Origin of the sequence: Halomonas sp. GFAJ-1, from assembly GCF_000236625.2 — a bacterium.
GTDB lineage: Bacteria > Pseudomonadota > Gammaproteobacteria > Pseudomonadales > Halomonadaceae > Vreelandella.
The window spans coordinates 1-16,184 of sequence record NZ_AHBC01000004.1; the positions used below are offsets into that span (position 1 = coordinate 1).

Sequence of the window (16,184 nt, forward strand, 5' to 3'; positions counted from 1 at the left end):
GCAGATATGAATGCAGTTAAAGGAAGTCAGGAAAATGTAATACAGGAGCTTGTTACGTTACTAAATGGTTATAAATATTACATGGACCATGATTTGATTTTTTGTGGAGAGAGCGATTTTCTTTACCGGCAAAAAGGACAGCTTAAATTAGATAATAGTATCATTGAAGAGTTTATGCCTTATTTGATAACTAAGTGCTTCCCAGAGCTGAAAGATGTTTCTCTTGGCCCGACGAAATGTTTTTCTGCTGCTTATTTTAGAACTAGTTTGGCATCGAGAAGAGACAGTAGTGGCTTGTCGATAAGAACAAAAGATCAGGACTTTGCAATCGCAAAAAAAATATACTTAAAATCATCTAGGCAGCAGAGCTTTCAAAATTCAGAGACTGTTGAAACATACCTTGGGTATGTGACTGCCGAATGTAAAACAAACTTAGATAAAACCATGTTTCAAGAAGCTACTGCGACAGCTCATGATGTTAAGTCTGCAATACCTGGTTCTAAATACTTCCTATTGTGTGAGTGGCTCGATATGACGCCCATTAGCACAGCTCCAACGGATATTGACGAAGTTCTTATACTAAGAAAATCGAAGCGAATTGCGTCAAATAAAAGAAAGGAGTTTAGTACATATAAAGGTAGGCTAAAAAATGCAGATTGGTTCCGTGATTATTTGATTATGCATCCATTTGAGGTTAGTGTTTTTGAGCGGCTAATTGGGCACATAGAAGGTATAATGGGTGACGAAGATCCTGTGGAAAATAATGTATTAGATGATGGTTTTTTCTAAAATTGGATGACAGCCTCCTGTGTCTGAAGCTACATTGTAGTTATACAGAACAGGAGGCAACTTTTATGTCTATTCTCGATTCGTTTAAGCTCGTTCAGCACAATTCCCAAGCCGCCAAAGATCCGGTTGTTAATCGTAGGAATAAGCTTGTTGATAAGATTGAAGAGCAAGTTGCTCTCGCTACGGATGCTGATTTTTCGCCTACTAAAACAAAGTGGGTGAAAGATGAAGAAGGTGCTCAAAAGAAGATTGAGTACGTCAAGCGAGTTAAGCGCTGGTGGACGAATGCAGCTGATGGAACTGTTTTGCTAACTGTTCGCTATGGTAGCAAGCCCCTTGGGTTTGCCAAAGGAAAGCAAGCAATAGCCCTGGCTAGCGTTGATGAAGTTGTACCAACGCTACATAAGATTAAAGAGGCTGTACTTGCTGGCGAACTCGATGAAATTGTCGAGCAGCAAGCTACACACGCGCGAAACGTGCGAAAGGCTAAGCGCTAACTATTCATGTTAACACGATTTGGTGGTGTCTTGCTGCTGCTTGGAGCTTGAGGTGAGCTTTGAGCGGTAGCACAGCGTGTAACAACTTAGCGTAACCTATTGATTTTATAACCTTCGGTGGATTTATATGTTTTTCGCATCGTTGCACAAAAGTTACACGTTATTATTTTATGTGGTATAAACTACTGAAAACATAGTATTTTAATTTAGGGTTGTTATGGAGTGGGAGTGATCGCGTCCAATTAGGATGACGATTAGCTAGACTCTTTCAGGCCGCTCGAAATATCGAGCGGCCTTTTGTATTTTTTGGGTATGCTAATTGGGTGCAGCATGGCACGCAAAAAGATCAAACAGAAGCTTGTGGGGCTGGAGTATGGAAGATACAAACAAGCGGCGAGGTAAGTCGCTCTTATGAGTCGCTATGTTGTTTCTGGTAGCGAAGGTGAGTACCAACCTGGCTCGGAAAATAGGGTGCTGGGAAATCTCATTGGGATCACTGACACCGTAGAGATAAATATTGCAGAAACAGAGCTGCTTGCAGCTCTTTATATGCAGGTTTTTGACGACTTCCCTAAAACGCTTACTTTCCAGACAATTTGCCGATGGCACAGAGCTTGGCTGGGCAATGTGTATCGTTGGGCGGGCCAATTTCGAACCGTTGATATGTCCAAACCAAATATTCGGTTTGCATCGCCTATATAGATCCAAAGGCTGGCAAAAGAGTTTGAGGGTCAGTATCTCTCACGTTTTGCTGAGTTACCTGAGGTAGGGGACGAACAGCTAATTACATTGCTTGCCGAAATGCATGTCGAGTTTATACTGATTCACCCATTCCGAGAGGGTAATGGGCGGATATCGCGCTTGCTGCTAGATGTGATGGCCGTCAAGGCGGGTGCTCAACCACTCGATTACAGCCTGTGGAACGAGCATAAAGACTATTACTTCAAAGCGATTCAAGCCGGGCGTGACGGTGATTATCAGTTTGTTGAACGCTTAGTACGAGACGTTTTGGAAATACAGTGAGAACGAGCTGATAGTATCAGAGAGCTAGGGTTAACTTGGTAAACCGACGCGTATGAGACTTCAGACGCTTCTCAATCACTGCCGTGCGCTCGCCTGTTTCAATCGCGCTTGAACTGGCCACTGCGCGCAAAATATGCTCGCGGGAAACCATGACTTTATCAGTTGGGGCTTTACGAACCATCTCAACGCTCCTAGACAGACCAGTAATTATTATAGCAGTAACCCCGCTTGTCGTGCCTGTTACTTGGCCTAAAAGGTGGCCAAGTGGTGCAATCAAAGCTCGTCGAACTTAATTTAGATAAGTGGGCTTAGTCGACGATTGGCGCCGCTACGAATAGATCATTGCGCTCCGCGCTTTTGAAACCATCGGCTTCATCTCCTAATGCGCTATATAGTTTTTTGTTGAAGTTTTTAATTACTGCCCCTTTTTCGCGAAGTTAAAGCCCCATGAAAATCGATCTATACCAAGTAGATGCTTTTGCCTCAAAGCCCTTTGAAGGTAACCCAGCGGCTGTTTGCCCGCTGGGTGCGTGGTTGGAGGATGCGCTGCTGCAGGCCATTGCCGCAGAGAACAACCTTTCCGAAACCGCTTTTTTTGTACCCACGGAAGCAGGCTACCACCTGCGCTGGTTTACGCCTTCGGTGGAGGTGGATTTATGCAGCCATGCCACGCTGGCCGCGGCGTGGGTCATCTTTAATGTGCTGGGCGATAGTACAGAAACGCTGAAATTTGAAACGCGTAGCGGGCCGCTATTAGTGCAGCGTGATGGCGATGAGCTGGCGATGGATTTCCCCGCGAAAACGCTTGCGCCATTAGCAATGCACGCGGAGGTAGCCGCAGCCCTCGGCTGTATCGAGATCGAGGAGCTGTTGGTCTCGGATGACATTGTGGTGGTGGTTGAGGACGCCAGTGTGATTGAACGCCTTGCACCGGATATGCAGCGGCTTAAACAGCTGCCGGGGCGGGGTGTGGCTGTTACCGCGAAAGGCGATGACGTGGACTTTGTGTCCCGTTGGTTTGGCCCCAAGGTGGGCGTGGAAGAAGACCCGGTGACTGGCTCGGCGCATACCTCGCTTGCCCCGTACTGGGCGGCGCGTTTGGGTAAGCAAGCGCTTACTGCTCGCCAAGGTGGGGCACGCCAAGGCGCGCTTAACTGTGTTGTAGAGGGCGAACGGGTGGTGATTAAAGGGCGTGTGGCGCCTTATTTAACCGGGCAGATTATGCTGCCCAACGCCTGAGGTGAGATTAACCACGTGGTTGAGCCGAATACTGCGGCTATTCGGCTCAGTAGGTGAGCCGAATAGGCCTCTGCAGTTCTCAAACGTTTTGGCGGTGTTCCCATTCACCAGCGCTAACTGGGTGTGACGAACCGGTCACCTAAAAATGCATTAAGCCTCTTCGAGACCCTCCACCATAAACACCCGGTAATCTGCCCCCAGGAAGCGGTGCTTGCGGGCTTCCTGGTAGGCGGGGCTTTCGTACCAGGCGCGGGCGGCGGCCATGTTGGGGAAGCGTAGAATCACTGCTCCCTCCATGGCGCTGCCTTCCAGCACTTCAAAATCACCATAGAAGGCTAGCGGCTGTGGGTCGTGGCCTTCTCGGGCGGCTTTTGCTTTCTCGCTGTAGCGCTGCATTTCCTGAGCATCGTGCGTGTGTTCTCGGGTAAGTACGACATACGCGGGCATCAACTTCTCCTTGCTTATCGATGAAGAGCGCTATTCAGAAAGCTTTTTGAGCAGCGCTTGGGCGGTGGCTTCTGATGAGCCGGGATTTTGCCCGGTGATCAGCAGTCCGTCCACTTCCACGTGGGAACTCCAGTCGTCACCTTTGGTGTAGCGGCCACCAAGGTCTTGCAGCATGTCTTCTACTAAAAACGGCACTACATCAGTTAGGCCAACGGCCTCTTCTTCGCTGTTGCTGAAGCCGGTAACGTTGCGGCCAGCTACCAGTGGTTTGCCGTCGCTGCCTTTCACGTGGCGCAGCACGCCGGGGGCGTGACACACCGTGGCGACTGGCTTGTTGGCGGCAATGGCATCTTCAATCAGGTGGATTGAGGTGGGGTCTTCGGCGAGGTCCCACAGCGGGCCGTGGCCGCCTGGGTAAAAGATGCCGTCAAAGTCCGCCAGATTGATATCGGCCAGCTTGTGGGTATTTGCTAGCACTTGCATGGCTTCGGTATCAGCCTCGAAGCGCTTGGTGGCGTCGGTTTGGGCATCCGGGGCGCTGCTGGTGGGGTCAAGCGGCGGCTGGCCACCGGCAGGAGAGGCCAAAGTTAGCTCGGCGCCCGCATCCTTAAAGGCGTAGTAAGGTGCGGCCAGCTCTTCAAGCCAGAAGCCGGTTTTATTGCCGGTGTCGCCAAGCTTATCGTGTGAGGTAACAACGAGCAGAATTTTCATGTTGGAATCCTTTCTGGTGAGTAAAAGAAGTGTAGTGGTTGCTTTGTCAATGTTGAAGGTTGCAGCAGCGCGATGGGGTTAGCTTACGTTTGATTAGACCAGTCGTCTAGTGTTGGGCGTCTTGCTCTTATCAGGCTTGTTTGAGTCATTCTTTATAACAGTAGGGGCAGCAAGAAAAATCGTGGCTTATCTTAGGGCACCTTTCGGGTCTGTCTTGGGTTGTGGCTCTGGCTCAAGGATGATTTCTTGACCCTGCCACTCCTTTTCCAGTGTCGCCAGGGCAATTTCATAACAATCCTCAATATGGCTATTGCCCATGTACTTCATGGCCGTAAAGCTGATGCTGCCAGCAACGGCACTGCCTACCAAGGGGACGAACTTGGCAACGCCTTTTGAGGCAACCTTGACCCCCATCTTACTTAGAAGCATCACAATGAGCTTTTTCGTGATGTATTTACCCGCCATCTTGCTGCCCGTATTGGAAATGGCGGTCATTACAAACAGCTTGCTTTCGGTATCCATGCCGTCGATTTGTTCAGGCGACAAGCCGAATTTTTCATTAATTTTGGGAATTAATCGCATCAATATGGCAACGTCTGAACCAATATCCAGCCCGGGTATGGGGATCATCGCGGAGCCAGCAGAAAGCCCCGAACTTTTTGTCACCATGGCATGGCACGCCTTTTTAACGGCTTCAAGCTCTTCTCGTGACTCGATCATTCAATGATCCTCTTTATTACGCGGGTGTGTCATAACCGTAGTCGATGGCCGGATGAAGTTCGATGTTGTTAACGTTAGCTGGCGTACGGCGATACCGCGCTACTCGTTTCTTTCCCCGCATCCCCGCTCGCTGCACGTGGGCTGGTGGTCATACAGCGTTTTAATAATGCGGCAGTTGGCAGCCTTGCCACCTCGGCATTGGTGAACCAGTTGGCGCAGCTCATTGGCCAGTGCCTGTAAGGCGGTAATGCGTTCTTCAAGATGTTGCAGGTGGCGGCTGGCGATATCGTCGGCGGCGGTGCAGTCGTTGTCGGGGTTATCTGAGAGCGCCAGTAGTTCCTGAATACTATGCAGGTCTAGCCCCAAGCTTCGGCCATGGCGAATAAAGCCAATACGCTCTAGTGCTGCTTGGTTGTAGCGGCGGTAGCCTTGCTCTCCACGCTGTGGTGGTGCCAGTAAGCCCAGTTTTTCATAGTGGCGAATGCTTTCAGGAGAGCAGCCTGTACGGGCGGCCACTTCACCAATACGATAAGCGCTTTTCATCAGCTTGACCCTGTAACGATTACAGGGTTTAGGCTAGCGGTTACTCGGTTGGTTAACAAGCAGGTAACAGGCGATGAAGCTGGTGTCAGAGTTATTAAGCATTGCGTTAACCGCGGCGCCTTGGCTGCTGTTGGGGTTGATGATCGCAGGGCTAATTAAGGCGTGGATGCCGGAACACTTATTACAGCGTTGGATGGGCGGTCGCGGGCTGGGCAGTATTACCCGGGGAGCGGTGATTGGCATGCCGTTGCCGCTGTGTTCCTGTGGAGCGATTCCCACTGCGCTGGCGTTGCACCGGGGTGGCGCGGGCCGTGGGCCCACCACGTCTTTTCTGATTAGTACCCCCGGCGTTGGCGTGGACTCAATGCTTATCACCAGTGTGCTGTTAGGCCCATTAATGGCGCTGGCGCGGGTGCTGGGGGCCTTGGTAACCGCGATAGTAACGGGCATTTTAGTGGGCTTTACCGGACAATCAGCAGTGCCGAACAATACCCCTGTTAGCAGCTGCTGTGCATCAAAAGGCTGTGAATCTAAAGAGGTGAGCGATGAAACAGGCGCTGCCGCTGAAGCGACGGGGGTAAGGGCAGGGTTAATGTATGCCTTTAGTGATTTACTGGATGACATCAGCCGTTGGATGTTTGCCGGTTTATTGCTGGCGGGGGTGTTGGTGACCTTTGTGCCGCCAGAAACCCTGGTGGGTTTTTCGGGTGGGCTGCTGGCGCTGCTTCTTATGGCGGTGATCGGCATTCCCTTGTATATCTGTGCGACGGCAGCCACGCCTGTGGCTGCGGGTTTGCTGTTGGCGGGCATTTCACCGGGAATGGCGTTAGTCTTTCTGCTGGCTGGCCCGGTAACGAGCCTAGCCTCCCTGGCCATTTTGCGGCGTGAATTTGGCAGCCAGGCCTTGGCGGTTTATCTGGGTAGCATTCTGCTGGTGACGGTGCTGATCGGCTGGGTGTTTGATAAGGGGCTGGCGATGACGGGATGGGACCCGGTTCAACAGGCCAGCCAAGTGCAGGAGCTGCTACCGGCCTCTGTTGAATGGTTGGCCTTAGCTATCCTGTTGCTGGTCGCTATTCGGCCTGTTCGTAAGCGGTTGTTGGGGTTTTAGATCGCTGCATTCACTAATAAGTCTTTTGAAGAAATGATTATAAATAGAGCTGAGCTTTACCGGCAGTTAGCCTTAGAAACGCACCTGCGGCAGGGGTTGTCGACCATTAATAGAGTCATCTGTGTGCTGATTCTGCTGGCATCGCTGGTGGCTATTTTGGAAACGGAGCCAACGCTGCGGGCGCTTTTGCCACGCCTTTTTCCTACCTTAGAAACCGTGTTGGTGGTGATCTTTATCGGTGAGTATTTACTGCGTCTGTATGTTGTCGGTGAAGATCCGCGTTACCGCGGTATAAAAGGCCGGTTGCGCTATGTATTTTCGTTTTGGGCCATGGTGGATTTACTGGCGATTTTGCCTTACTTCCTGGGGTTTATGGTTCAAAACAACGGCTTCTTACTACGTATGTTGCGTTTGGGGTTAATGCTGCGGCTCACCCGTTTAGGTAGGTTCAGCCAGGCTTGGGCAGCACTGGCAGAGGCGCTGAAGTCTCGTTCTCATGAGCTGTGGTTGAGTGCGGGTTTAGCGATCCTGTTGCTGTTACTTTCCTCTTTCTGCCTTTATTTAGCAGAAGCCTCAGCCCAACCTGACGCGTTTGGCAGCGTGCCCCGTGTGCTGTGGTGGAGTGTTACTACGCTGACGACGGTGGGGTATGGCGATATGGTTCCTATCACTGGGCTAGGTAAGTTTTTTGCGGGATTAACGGCGGTGGCGGGCATCGGGATTATTGCGATGCCCACGGGGATTTTAGCGGCGGCATTAAGTGATGCGTTTCAGAAAAATCACTAGACTCAGATAGGAGGCCAGCCGCTCAGGCTTTTGGGTGTTACTCCTACGACGAGCGGGGCGTCACGTCGTGGAAGGACGAGTTACTAAAACATCCAAGTAGCCCCGAGTAGTGGGCCGCTCATTGAGACATCGACGCGAGTGCCGTTTTCGTCGCGGTCTACGGCTAAGTGTCGAAACCCTGTGGAAAGGAGAAAGGTCTCATTTATCTGATAGTTGGCGGTAGCGACGGCTTGCCAGGTGCTATCAGAGCCGATGCCGAAGCCGCCGGCATCAACATGCACCAATGTTGACCAGTTAGTCGCCCAGGTGGAGCGCAGCCGGGCGGCCAGGAGTGGGTCGACCCAGCGTTCGGTGTCACTGGCGCTCACCCCTAAGGCGGGCACCTTTACGTCGGCTTCGATCCGCCAAGCGCGTGCGCCCGCTAGTAGATCAAGGTATTGGGTCGGCGTGCTGACCACTTGATAACCGGCGGCAGCGGTCAGTGAGCGCTGGCGCAGGTTGCCTTTCACTGCAACGCCCGGCAATAGCATGCTCTCATTGCTAAGGGACGCCCAGGTAATATCGCCAAACAGCACCCAGCGATCTTGTCGCGCGCTACCGGCCATAAAAAACGCGCCTTCCAGGTCATCCATTACGTTGCTAAACGAGTGTGACGTACTGACAGTGGGGGAATTAGCCAGTGGGCGCAGGTCACCGGATAACCCTGTCATCCATACATAGGGGGTGAGCTGGTAACGCCACGCGCTTTCTTGCGCATGGGTATGAGTCGCGAAGCCTGTGGCTATCAGGCCAATGGCGGCAACCAGAGAGGAGGATTTAAGCATTACTATTATCTTTGTAAGGTGTCTTTGTAGATGCGTCCACCTTTGATAATCAGGCGTAGGTTACGCTCTGGATCATGAAGAAAATCAAGATTTTGGCTAGGGTCACCATCGACCAAGAGCAGGTCGGCAAGCGCGCCGGGTTCAATTTTACCTAGCGTGCCGGGGTAGGGGTTACGCGGGCCAGAAAGCGCTAACAGTTCGCCGTTGCGTCCTGTTGCCATAGCCAGCACCGTTAAGGGGTCGTAAAAGCGGGTGAGCTTGGCCAGCTGGCGCAGTTGATTGGGCGTATTTTGCGGGCTAAACAGAATATCGGTGCCCCAGGCGGTTTTAATATCGAAGCGCTGGGCGAGCTCATAGGCCCGCACCGTGCCTTCTGCCACTTGGCGCTGGGCTTCGCGACGAGCCGCATCGGGGTAAACGTTGGCATCTTCATCCTGGAGGAAGGGTTGAAGGCTCCACCACGCGCCTTCGCCCGCCATCATTCGGGCGGTTTCTTCATCGGCCAGCTGGCCGTGCTCTATCGATTTAACGCCAGCTCTTAGCGCCCGCTGAATGCCCCGGGGGGTATACACATGCACCATAACGTAGGTGCCCCAGTCTTCCGCCGCTTCAACCGCTGCGCGTAGTTCGCGCTCGGTAAATTGGGTGCTATCCAGTGGGTCGTAGGTGGAAGCGACCCCGCCACCCGCCATTAACTTAATTTGCGTTGCCCCTAGCATCAGCTGCTCACGGGTGCGCCGTAGCACTTCGGCTTCACCATCGGCGATGGCGGCTACCCCTTGGCGCTCCTGTTCGCTCAAGGGGGTCGTGCTACCCCGAGGCACGTCATGGCGCATACGAAAATCGCCGTGGCCCGAGGTTTGGGAGATCATGGCGCCAGCAGGAAAAATACGCGGCCCCGCCACAATGCCTTCATCAATAGCGCGTTTTAGCGCGAAAGACGGCCCGCCTACATCCCGCACCGACGTAATGCCCCGCATCAGTGTGCGCTCTGCTTCCTGGGCAGCCACTAGATGCACATAGCCTACGTCTGAGGTCATGGCGGCGACTTGGCTAATCGCCGCCAAAGTGGTGTGCCAGTGGGCGTCGATCAATCCCGGCATTAAAACGCGGCCGCCGCAATCGATCAGTTCGGCACCTTCCGCAGGGGCATCCTGAGGCAAAATTGCCTGAATGCGGCCCTCTTCAATGCGCACGGTTACACCTTCGCGCAGCGCTGTGCCGTTGCCATCAAACAGGGCAAGGTTGGTTAGCAGTAGAGGGCCACCTTGACGCTTGGGTTGGCTACCGATTGACGCTGGGGCATGTAAACCAGCAAAAAGCGCCATCACCGCCGCGGCACCACCGATTAATTGACGACGGGAGATCTCGGCCATCATGCGTTCATGGAAGCGTTGAAGCAGCGGCGAGCCACAGCAACAAGCGCCATGGCCCGGGTGATGTAGCAATGAAATTTGCAGCGGAGAGACAGCGGGGGGCATAGACGTCACCTTTGTCAGTTCTGTTCAGGCGTTACTGGGCAATAACGCTGTATAGCAGGGCCTTCCATGTCAGTAAATTATAGTGAGGCAATGCATTACACAAGCTGAAATCTGCGGCGCTATGAGCTTTCCCCTTTCAACGTATGTGTGTCCTCTCCTGTTCAGTATAGGTGGCTAACCTGTGTGTGCCGTTTCTAACAGCGGCTGAGGCGATAGCGTACTTTAGGCAGTGTGCGGGCGATGGAGGGCAGGCGGGTGGCCATGATAAGCGCCGCAATAGCGGCGTACATCGCCCACTCTTGCAGGTCGGCACGCACTACCCAGAAGAAGTGCAGCAGCACTAAGCCTAAGATGGGGTAAGCGTACTTGTGCAGCGGCTTCCAGCGTTTGCCGAGCCGCTTCATCGACCAGCGGTTGGAGGTGGCGCCCAGTAAGCTCATCCACTAAGCGGCTTAAACGGCGGCCCTCTTTAAGGGCGATATCAAGAAAGCGATCCTGCTCCTCAGGAGTAAGGCGGTCACGCCTTAACTTCAGGCTTTCAATATACCCTTGCATGGAGGCCAGTGGCGTACGCAGGTCATGAAATACCTGGGCGATCAGCTGGCGGCGCTGGGCGTCTTTCTCTTTGAGTTGTTTGATCTGAGAGACAATCTGTTGGGCCATATCGTCGAAGGAGGCACCCAGGTAGTCGATCTCGTCACGTACCACTGGTCGTTTGTCGCGCCATTTTGCGCTGTTAAAATCAGCAAGTTTGTTCCCAGCCCTTTTCGGTCGTGCGCTGACGGCCCTTGCCTGATCAACGATGGTAGTCTGTACTTTGTCTAACCGCCGCCATGGAAGGCCAGCATTAAATACAGGCTTATGGGTGGTCGTAAATGGTCAAACTGACACTTGGCTTACCTTAAACAATAAGGCATGTATGAAAGCAAATTACTCATGGCCCGTATGGTTCGTACTGGTAATCACGCTCGCTCTTTCTAGCCTCTGCGCGGCGCAAACTCAAGGAGAAGAGCGCGAGGACAGGCTGTGGTTCAGTGTTGATGAATTGAACGTGGGGCTAGGGGATGTCCCGGAAGACGTGAAGCGTAGAACGCCACGGGAAACAGTACGCAGTTTTGTCGAGCTTACCAATGAGAAGAATTATGCCGCGGCGGCCCACCTGCTTAATCTTTCTGACCTATCGGCGGATGAGCAGGCCGAACAGGGTAGTGAGCTGGCTGAGCAGCTGGCAGAGGTGTTTAAGCGCGGTGAATGGTTAAATGTTTCACGCCTTTCCGGGCGCCAGGATGCGGCCATTGAGGACGCCACTGGCCAGAACCCGCAGGCTGGGATGCCACGTCGAGATATTGAAATTACCTCGCTTCAGGCCGGAGGCGAGGCCTACGATATTCGGCTTGGCCGCTATCAATTGCACGATGAAGACCCTGTTTGGCTGATTATGCCGGAGAGCGTTTCATCGATTCCCGTGCTTTATGATGAATATGGCCCCTCAATTTTGGAAGAGTATATTCCCGACCGCTTCAAATCGTCGTTCGGCATGTTGATGGTGTGGGAGTGGCTTGCTCTTCCTTTGTTCCTGCTGTTTATCGGTTTAGTGGGATGGTTGGTTTATGGCATTGTTGGGTTAGCGGCCAAGTTGTTGCCCTCCGGTGCCCAGAGTATCTTTGTTGCCCGCATTAAAATTCCCATGGCACTGATCGTTATCTCGCTGATTACGCAGATGTTATTGAGCTATGTAGTGTCTTTTTCTGCGGTGGCCACTACGACGTTCCGCGTACTGTTAATCGCTGTATTGGCATGGGGAATGGGCACCATAGCGCTTCGCCTTGTGGATACCATTATGCTGCGCTTAACGCGTCGGCTGGTGGGGGAAATCGATGACACCAAACCCAGAGACCAGCGCAGGCTGCTGACATCGCTTTATGCACTGCGTCGGATCATTATTCTCATCACGGTTATTGGTGTGACGGTCTATGTGCTGGGGCAAATCCAGCTCTTTGAGACGATGGGGCTCTCTATTCTTGCCTCGGCCAGTGTGCTGGCAGTGCTGGTGGGGATTGCTGGCCAAGCAATGCTTGGCAACATTTTGTCCTCCTTTCAATTATCGTTCGCGAAACCTATCCGCATTGGCGATCTGGTGATGTTTGAAGGCCGGTGGTGCTATGTGGAAGGGATCTTCTACACCTTTATTCGCCTAAGAGTGTGGGACGAACGGCGGCTGATTGTGCCGGTTACCTATTTTGTCTCTAAGCCTTTTGAGAATTTGTCGGTCAAAAGTGCCAAGCTTTACCGCTGTTTGGAGCTAACGCTTCACCTGAGTGCGGACATCTCACTGCTTCGGGAGAAGTTTATTGAGTTTGCTGAAGCGGAAGAGTCGATTATCGAACACCACAAGCTACTGTGTTATGTGACTGCGCAAAATGGCACAGCGCAAACGATCTCCTGCTATTTGATGACCTCCGATCCGTTAGCAGGCTGGACGGCAGAGATGAACGTGCGTGAAAAACTCATGACGTTTATTCGCGATAACCATCCCGAGTGGTGGCCGCGTGATGTTGTGGTGATTAGCCATGAGGATATTGCGCGTGGAGAAGGCCAAAGTAATCCCTCCCAGGGAACGGGGCACGCTGCTGAAAAACCGCCTGAGTAGGCCATCAATACAAGCAGCAACCCATGCGCTTCATGGTTCGGCGATCGGCATTGCTAATAGCTATAAGCGTTGTGTTGAGGTGATTTAGGGCGGCTTTCACCGCCCTAAATCACGCTGAGGCTATGGTTCAGCTTCTATGTTGGCAACGCGGGAAGCGCTATCGAGAAGGGTTAAGAAGCCATCTTCATCGATAAATCCCTTATCGCCTGTAACGAACCAGCGGTGGCTATCGATCACTTTAATGGCAGCTGCAGTGCGCTTCGGGTCGTTTAAATACCCCTGCATCACTTGAGGGCCGCTGATCAATATCATGCCTGCCTCACCGGTGGGCAGCTCTTGAAAGTTTTCAGGGTCGACGATTTTGAAACTGGTGCCGGGCAGTGGCATGCCTACGGTGCCTGATTTTTTGCCGCGTTGAATATGCTGGTGGTTAATATCCATGGCATCAGGCAGGTTGACCGATGCAACGGGCGCGGTTTCTGTCGCCCCATAGCCTCTGTAAATGGGCTTGTGGAACTTGAGCGTGAAGTCGTGGCATATGCGCTCATCCCGTAATTCTGCACCGATAACCACGGCACGCAGGCTTTCCAGCATTAGCGGATGCACTTCTTGGCGGCGGTTCAGTAGTGCTAGAAAATGCGATGTGCCGAACATAATAGTGGCTTTATGCTTGGCAATCGCCCTTGCAATGCCGATTGGGTCGTTAGGGTCGGCGTGACACACCAGCGGCAGGCCCTCTATTAGCGGCAGCAGTTGGGTGACCGTTAGCCCAAAGGCATGGAATAGCGGAACCGACCCCATCACCACATCGTTACTCTGGGTGTTGAGTACATCAGAGGTCTGCTTGATGTTGGCCATCAGGTTGCGGTGGCTCAGCATTACGCCCTTTGGTTGGTCTCCTTCGCCGCTTAGAAACACAATGGCTGCGGTACGGTCGGCGTCTTGGTTGCTACAGAACAGGCGCTTAAGTACCCCCGCCGGCAGTAGACGAACGGTAAGCCAGGTGCTGAGGCGTTCAGTGCTGCCAAAAGCCGACTGCAGGTCTTCCAGGTAGACCGCCTGAATATTGGTTAGCAATTGGCTGACGTTTAGCCCTTGTTGCTTAAGTTGTTCAACAAAGTGGCGCGAGGTCAGCACCGTGCTGACCTCGGCTTGGGCGAGTGCTGATGCAAGTGCTGTTTGGCTATCAGTGTAGTTAAGGTTTACCAGCGTTTTGCCAGCCAGGAGTGTCGCCATATTGGCAAGTACGCCAGTGCTACTGGTGGGCAACAATAACCCCACGTTTTTCCCAGGGGCAAGTTTACGAATACGTTTTGCTAATAGCAGGCTGGTGGTAAGCGCTTGGCTTGCATTGAGCGAGCGGCTGGGGTCCGTGAGTGCCGGGGCGCTTGGGTTACGTTTCACGCTGCGTATCCAGGCCTCAGATAGCGTGGGTAGCTCATCGACGGCATGCTGCCAGGAGTGGGTGGCCTGCTCAAAAATACGTCGTTTGAGCACATCGGCAGAGGTATCTTTCGCTAGCGGCTTGCCAAAGGCGACCACGACCGAACGGTGCAGAGGTGCGTTGCGTAACTCTTTATGTTTGCTAGAAGAGCGTGAAAACTGGCTACCCCATAGTCCGCGTAGGTAAAAGGGGACGATGTTGACATCAGCGTTAGCCATTTTGCAGGCACGCTCATAGCCGCGGCGGAATTCGCCCAGCTGGCCAGTGCGGCTAATGGCCCCCTCAGGAAACAGGCACACCACTTCGCCGGCGTTGAGTTGTTTAGCCACATCTGCCAGCGCATTTTCAGCTGCGCTGCCGCGTTCAATGGGGATACAGCCAAGCGCTTTTAGAAAACCGCGAAGGTACCAGCGCTGATAAACGGATTTCAGCATCACAAAACGCACGGGGCGGGGGCTGGCGATCTGTACCATGGCCCAATCCACCCAGCTAATATGATTGCCTAGTAGCAGTACGCCGCCTTGAGCGGGCAGGTTTTCCAGCCCGTGAACATCGACACGGTAACGGCGCGTCAGCAAAAAACTCAGCAGAAAACGTACCAGGCTTTGTGGCAACTTTATGACGGTGTAACCGCCGCCCACCAAAGCGACGCTGGCAATCAGCAGTAGCAGGTAAAGGCTTTCTACACCCACTAATGCGAACAGTGCGGTGAGTACAAGAAAGCCCAGCATGGCGATGTTCTGAATCCAGTTATTGGCGGCTAGTACAGTGCCTAGCTCGTTATCAGCGGCGTGAAACTGTATCAGCGCATTAAGCGGCACAATAGATAGCCCGCCCATAATGCCAATAAAGATGAAATTAACTGCTTGGCCAGTGGGCGTAGCGAATAGCGGCAGGCACCATAGCCCTAACGCTACCCCGAGTGCCCCTACGGGAATTAAGCCGGTTTCAATCCGATTGTGAGAAAGCTTGCTGGCAAGCAAAGAACCCAGCGCAATACCCATACCGCTGGCTGCAAGAATGCCTTGCAGTACTAAGGTGTTATCAATGCTAAGGGCATCTTTAGCGTAGGCGGGGAAAGCGGCTAGCAGCACCTGCCCCACCGACCAGAAAGTAGCAAGACCAATAATGGAAAGCCTAATGACGGGCTGACGCGCGATGATCCGCAGGTTACCTTTCAAGGCAGCACCTTTGAGGTAGCGCTGCCACGTTAGCGGTGTATCAGAGCGTTGGGTGCTATCCAGCGGGAGACGGTAAAGCGTCGCGACTTGGAGGATGCTATTAAGCACTAGCAACCAGCCCAGGGGAGCTATTTGGCGTAACAACTTATTTGGTGTTTCGGCATCAGGCGACACCCAGCTTTCAAACAGGGCAGTAAACGCCACGGTGCCTGCCAGAATAGCGCCAATGGTGACAGCTTGGATCAACCCATTGGCTTCCGCTAAGCGAGGTTTGCCGAACAACCCTTTCACTAAGCCGTATTTAGCCGGGGAGTAGAAGGCCGACTGAATCGCCAGCAGTAGCGTCATGGCAAACGCCAGCCAAAACCACCCCTGGTAGTAAGCAGTGGTGATGCCCAGTGAAACTGCTACGGTGGCCCAGGCGGAAACGCGTAAAATGCGCACCTTTGGGTAGCTATCCGCCACGTGGCCTGCCGGGCTAAAGAGCAAAATAAACGGCAGTAAGATTAATCCATTCACTAGCGTAGTGAGCACGACCTGGGCGGTGCCGTCATAGCTTTTGAAAATCGTATTTTGAATAACGATTTTATGCCCTAAATCCACAAAGGCATTTAGAAAAATGGCAATCAAATAGGGCCAAGCGCCCGCAATACGCAGTAGTCGATGCATGGTGTGTTAGCCTTTACCGTGTTTAAGCGTCATCGCATTTTCTGCGTTGTACTTTCCAAGCCGCATATT

Annotated in this window: 16 protein-coding genes and 2 pseudogenes; 8 read left to right on the plus strand and 10 right to left on the minus strand. The window is 52.7% G+C overall.

Annotated elements, in window-relative coordinates:
- The 4 genes from MOY_RS01320 to MOY_RS17475 all read left to right on the plus strand — a co-directional run.
- Positions 1-789: Bpu10I family restriction endonuclease (locus MOY_RS01320; RefSeq protein WP_009095669.1), on the plus strand; the 789-nt coding region annotated here is incomplete at its 5' end.
- 2 nt (positions 790-791) lie between these two features.
- A complete protein-coding gene (locus MOY_RS01325) occupies positions 792-1,286 on the plus strand; it encodes a DUF6641 family protein (protein WP_328287025.1) in 495 nt (164 codons plus the stop codon).
- Positions 1,287-1,697: 411 nt separating this feature from the next.
- Positions 1,698-1,988, plus strand: a complete 291-nt coding sequence (locus MOY_RS17470) for a filamentation induced by cAMP protein fic (RefSeq protein WP_009095673.1) — start codon at positions 1,698-1,700, stop codon at positions 1,986-1,988.
- A gap of 9 nt (positions 1,989-1,997) precedes the next feature.
- On the plus strand, positions 1,998-2,309 hold the full coding sequence (locus MOY_RS17475) for a Fic family protein (protein WP_261341325.1): 312 nt from the start codon (positions 1,998-2,000) through the stop codon (positions 2,307-2,309).
- A gap of 16 nt (positions 2,310-2,325) precedes the next feature.
- Here the strand turns inward: MOY_RS17475 and MOY_RS17330 are convergent, their stop codons facing one another.
- On the minus strand, positions 2,326-2,490 hold the full coding sequence (locus MOY_RS17330; protein WP_168183926.1) for a hypothetical protein: 165 nt from the start codon (positions 2,488-2,490) through the stop codon (positions 2,326-2,328).
- A gap of 266 nt (positions 2,491-2,756) precedes the next feature.
- On the opposite strand from MOY_RS17330, the gene MOY_RS01340 reads away from it, so the two are divergent.
- On the plus strand, positions 2,757-3,548 hold the full coding sequence (locus MOY_RS01340; RefSeq protein WP_009095676.1) for a PhzF family phenazine biosynthesis protein: 792 nt from the start codon (positions 2,757-2,759) through the stop codon (positions 3,546-3,548).
- A 150-nt stretch (positions 3,549-3,698) separates the two neighbouring features.
- On the opposite strand, the gene MOY_RS01345 is transcribed toward MOY_RS01340, so the two are convergent.
- The 4 genes from MOY_RS01345 to MOY_RS01360 all read right to left on the minus strand — a co-directional run bounded on the left by MOY_RS01345 (position 3,699) and on the right by MOY_RS01360 (position 5,969).
- A complete protein-coding gene (locus MOY_RS01345) occupies positions 3,699-3,995 on the minus strand; it encodes a DUF1330 domain-containing protein (RefSeq protein WP_009095678.1) in 297 nt (98 codons plus the stop codon).
- Between the two features lie 30 nt (positions 3,996-4,025).
- A complete protein-coding gene (locus MOY_RS01350; protein WP_009095679.1) occupies positions 4,026-4,706 on the minus strand; it encodes a type 1 glutamine amidotransferase domain-containing protein in 681 nt (226 codons plus the stop codon).
- Between the two features lie 186 nt (positions 4,707-4,892).
- Positions 4,893-5,426: a hypothetical protein gene (locus MOY_RS01355; RefSeq protein ID WP_009095681.1), complete on the minus strand. Its 534-nt coding sequence runs from the start codon at positions 5,424-5,426 to the stop codon at positions 4,893-4,895.
- Positions 5,427-5,525: 99 nt separating this feature from the next.
- Positions 5,526-5,969 (minus strand): MerR family transcriptional regulator, encoded by a 444-nt coding sequence (locus tag MOY_RS01360; RefSeq protein WP_009095683.1) that lies wholly within the window; start codon positions 5,967-5,969, stop codon positions 5,526-5,528.
- A 73-nt stretch (positions 5,970-6,042) separates the two neighbouring features.
- On the opposite strand from MOY_RS01360, the gene MOY_RS01365 reads away from it, so the two are divergent.
- Both MOY_RS01365 and MOY_RS01370 read left to right on the plus strand, forming a co-directional pair.
- Positions 6,043-7,080 carry an SO_0444 family Cu/Zn efflux transporter gene (locus MOY_RS01365; protein ID WP_009095685.1) on the plus strand — a complete coding sequence of 346 codons (1,038 nt, stop codon included), beginning with the start codon at positions 6,043-6,045 and terminating at the stop codon, positions 7,078-7,080.
- A 33-nt stretch (positions 7,081-7,113) separates the two neighbouring features.
- Complete coding sequence (locus tag MOY_RS01370) at positions 7,114-7,866, plus strand: potassium channel family protein (RefSeq protein ID WP_009095687.1); 753 nt, start codon at positions 7,114-7,116, stop codon at positions 7,864-7,866.
- An 83-nt stretch (positions 7,867-7,949) separates the two neighbouring features.
- On the opposite strand, the gene MOY_RS01375 is transcribed toward MOY_RS01370, so the two are convergent.
- From MOY_RS01375 to MOY_RS17705, 4 genes and pseudogenes are all read right to left on the minus strand, one after another.
- Positions 7,950-8,690 (minus strand): hypothetical protein, encoded by a 741-nt coding sequence (locus MOY_RS01375; protein ID WP_009095690.1) that lies wholly within the window; start codon positions 8,688-8,690, stop codon positions 7,950-7,952.
- Positions 8,691-8,695: 5 nt separating this feature from the next.
- The gene (locus tag MOY_RS01380) at positions 8,696-10,171 is read right to left on the minus strand and encodes a metal-dependent hydrolase family protein (protein WP_009095692.1); all 1,476 of its coding nucleotides are present in this window, start codon (positions 10,169-10,171) and stop codon (positions 8,696-8,698) included.
- Positions 10,172-10,365: 194 nt separating this feature from the next.
- Positions 10,366-10,611: pseudogene (locus MOY_RS17480) on the minus strand (protein-methionine-sulfoxide reductase heme-binding subunit MsrQ); the annotation flags it as partial.
- Positions 10,612-10,663: 52 nt separating this feature from the next.
- A pseudogene (locus MOY_RS17705) lies at positions 10,664-10,834 on the minus strand (histidine kinase dimerization/phospho-acceptor domain-containing protein); the annotation flags it as partial.
- A gap of 256 nt (positions 10,835-11,090) precedes the next feature.
- On the opposite strand from MOY_RS17705, the gene MOY_RS01390 reads away from it, so the two are divergent.
- Positions 11,091-12,821 carry a mechanosensitive ion channel family protein gene (locus MOY_RS01390; RefSeq protein ID WP_009095698.1) on the plus strand — a complete coding sequence of 577 codons (1,731 nt, stop codon included), beginning with the start codon at positions 11,091-11,093 and terminating at the stop codon, positions 12,819-12,821.
- Between the two features lie 120 nt (positions 12,822-12,941).
- On the opposite strand, the gene MOY_RS01395 is transcribed toward MOY_RS01390, so the two are convergent.
- A complete protein-coding gene (locus MOY_RS01395; protein WP_009095700.1) occupies positions 12,942-16,115 on the minus strand; it encodes an acyl-[ACP]--phospholipid O-acyltransferase in 3,174 nt (1,057 codons plus the stop codon).
- Positions 16,116-16,184 lie beyond the last annotated feature (69 nt).

Coding starts and splice junctions, on each gene's coding strand:
- MOY_RS01370 (WP_009095687.1), top strand. CDS start 7,114: ATGATTATAAATAGAGCTGAGCTTTACCGGCAGTTAGCCTTAGAAACG.
- MOY_RS01360 (WP_009095683.1), bottom strand. CDS start 5,969: ATGAAAAGCGCTTATCGTATTGGTGAAGTGGCCGCCCGTACAGGCTGC.
- MOY_RS01395 (WP_009095700.1), bottom strand. CDS start 16,115: ATGCATCGACTACTGCGTATTGCGGGCGCTTGGCCCTATTTGATTGCC.
- MOY_RS01380 (WP_009095692.1), bottom strand. CDS start 10,171: ATGCCCCCCGCTGTCTCTCCGCTGCAAATTTCATTGCTACATCACCCG.
- MOY_RS01375 (WP_009095690.1), bottom strand. CDS start 8,690: ATGCTTAAATCCTCCTCTCTGGTTGCCGCCATTGGCCTGATAGCCACA.
- MOY_RS01340 (WP_009095676.1), top strand. CDS start 2,757: ATGAAAATCGATCTATACCAAGTAGATGCTTTTGCCTCAAAGCCCTTT.
- MOY_RS17470 (WP_009095673.1), top strand. CDS start 1,698: ATGAGTCGCTATGTTGTTTCTGGTAGCGAAGGTGAGTACCAACCTGGC.
- MOY_RS01345 (WP_009095678.1), bottom strand. CDS start 3,995: ATGCCCGCGTATGTCGTACTTACCCGAGAACACACGCACGATGCTCAG.
- MOY_RS17330 (WP_168183926.1), bottom strand. CDS start 2,490: ATGGTTCGTAAAGCCCCAACTGATAAAGTCATGGTTTCCCGCGAGCAT.
- MOY_RS01390 (WP_009095698.1), top strand. CDS start 11,091: ATGAAAGCAAATTACTCATGGCCCGTATGGTTCGTACTGGTAATCACG.
- MOY_RS01365 (WP_009095685.1), top strand. CDS start 6,043: ATGAAGCTGGTGTCAGAGTTATTAAGCATTGCGTTAACCGCGGCGCCT.
- MOY_RS01355 (WP_009095681.1), bottom strand. CDS start 5,426: ATGATCGAGTCACGAGAAGAGCTTGAAGCCGTTAAAAAGGCGTGCCAT.
- MOY_RS01350 (WP_009095679.1), bottom strand. CDS start 4,706: ATGAAAATTCTGCTCGTTGTTACCTCACACGATAAGCTTGGCGACACC.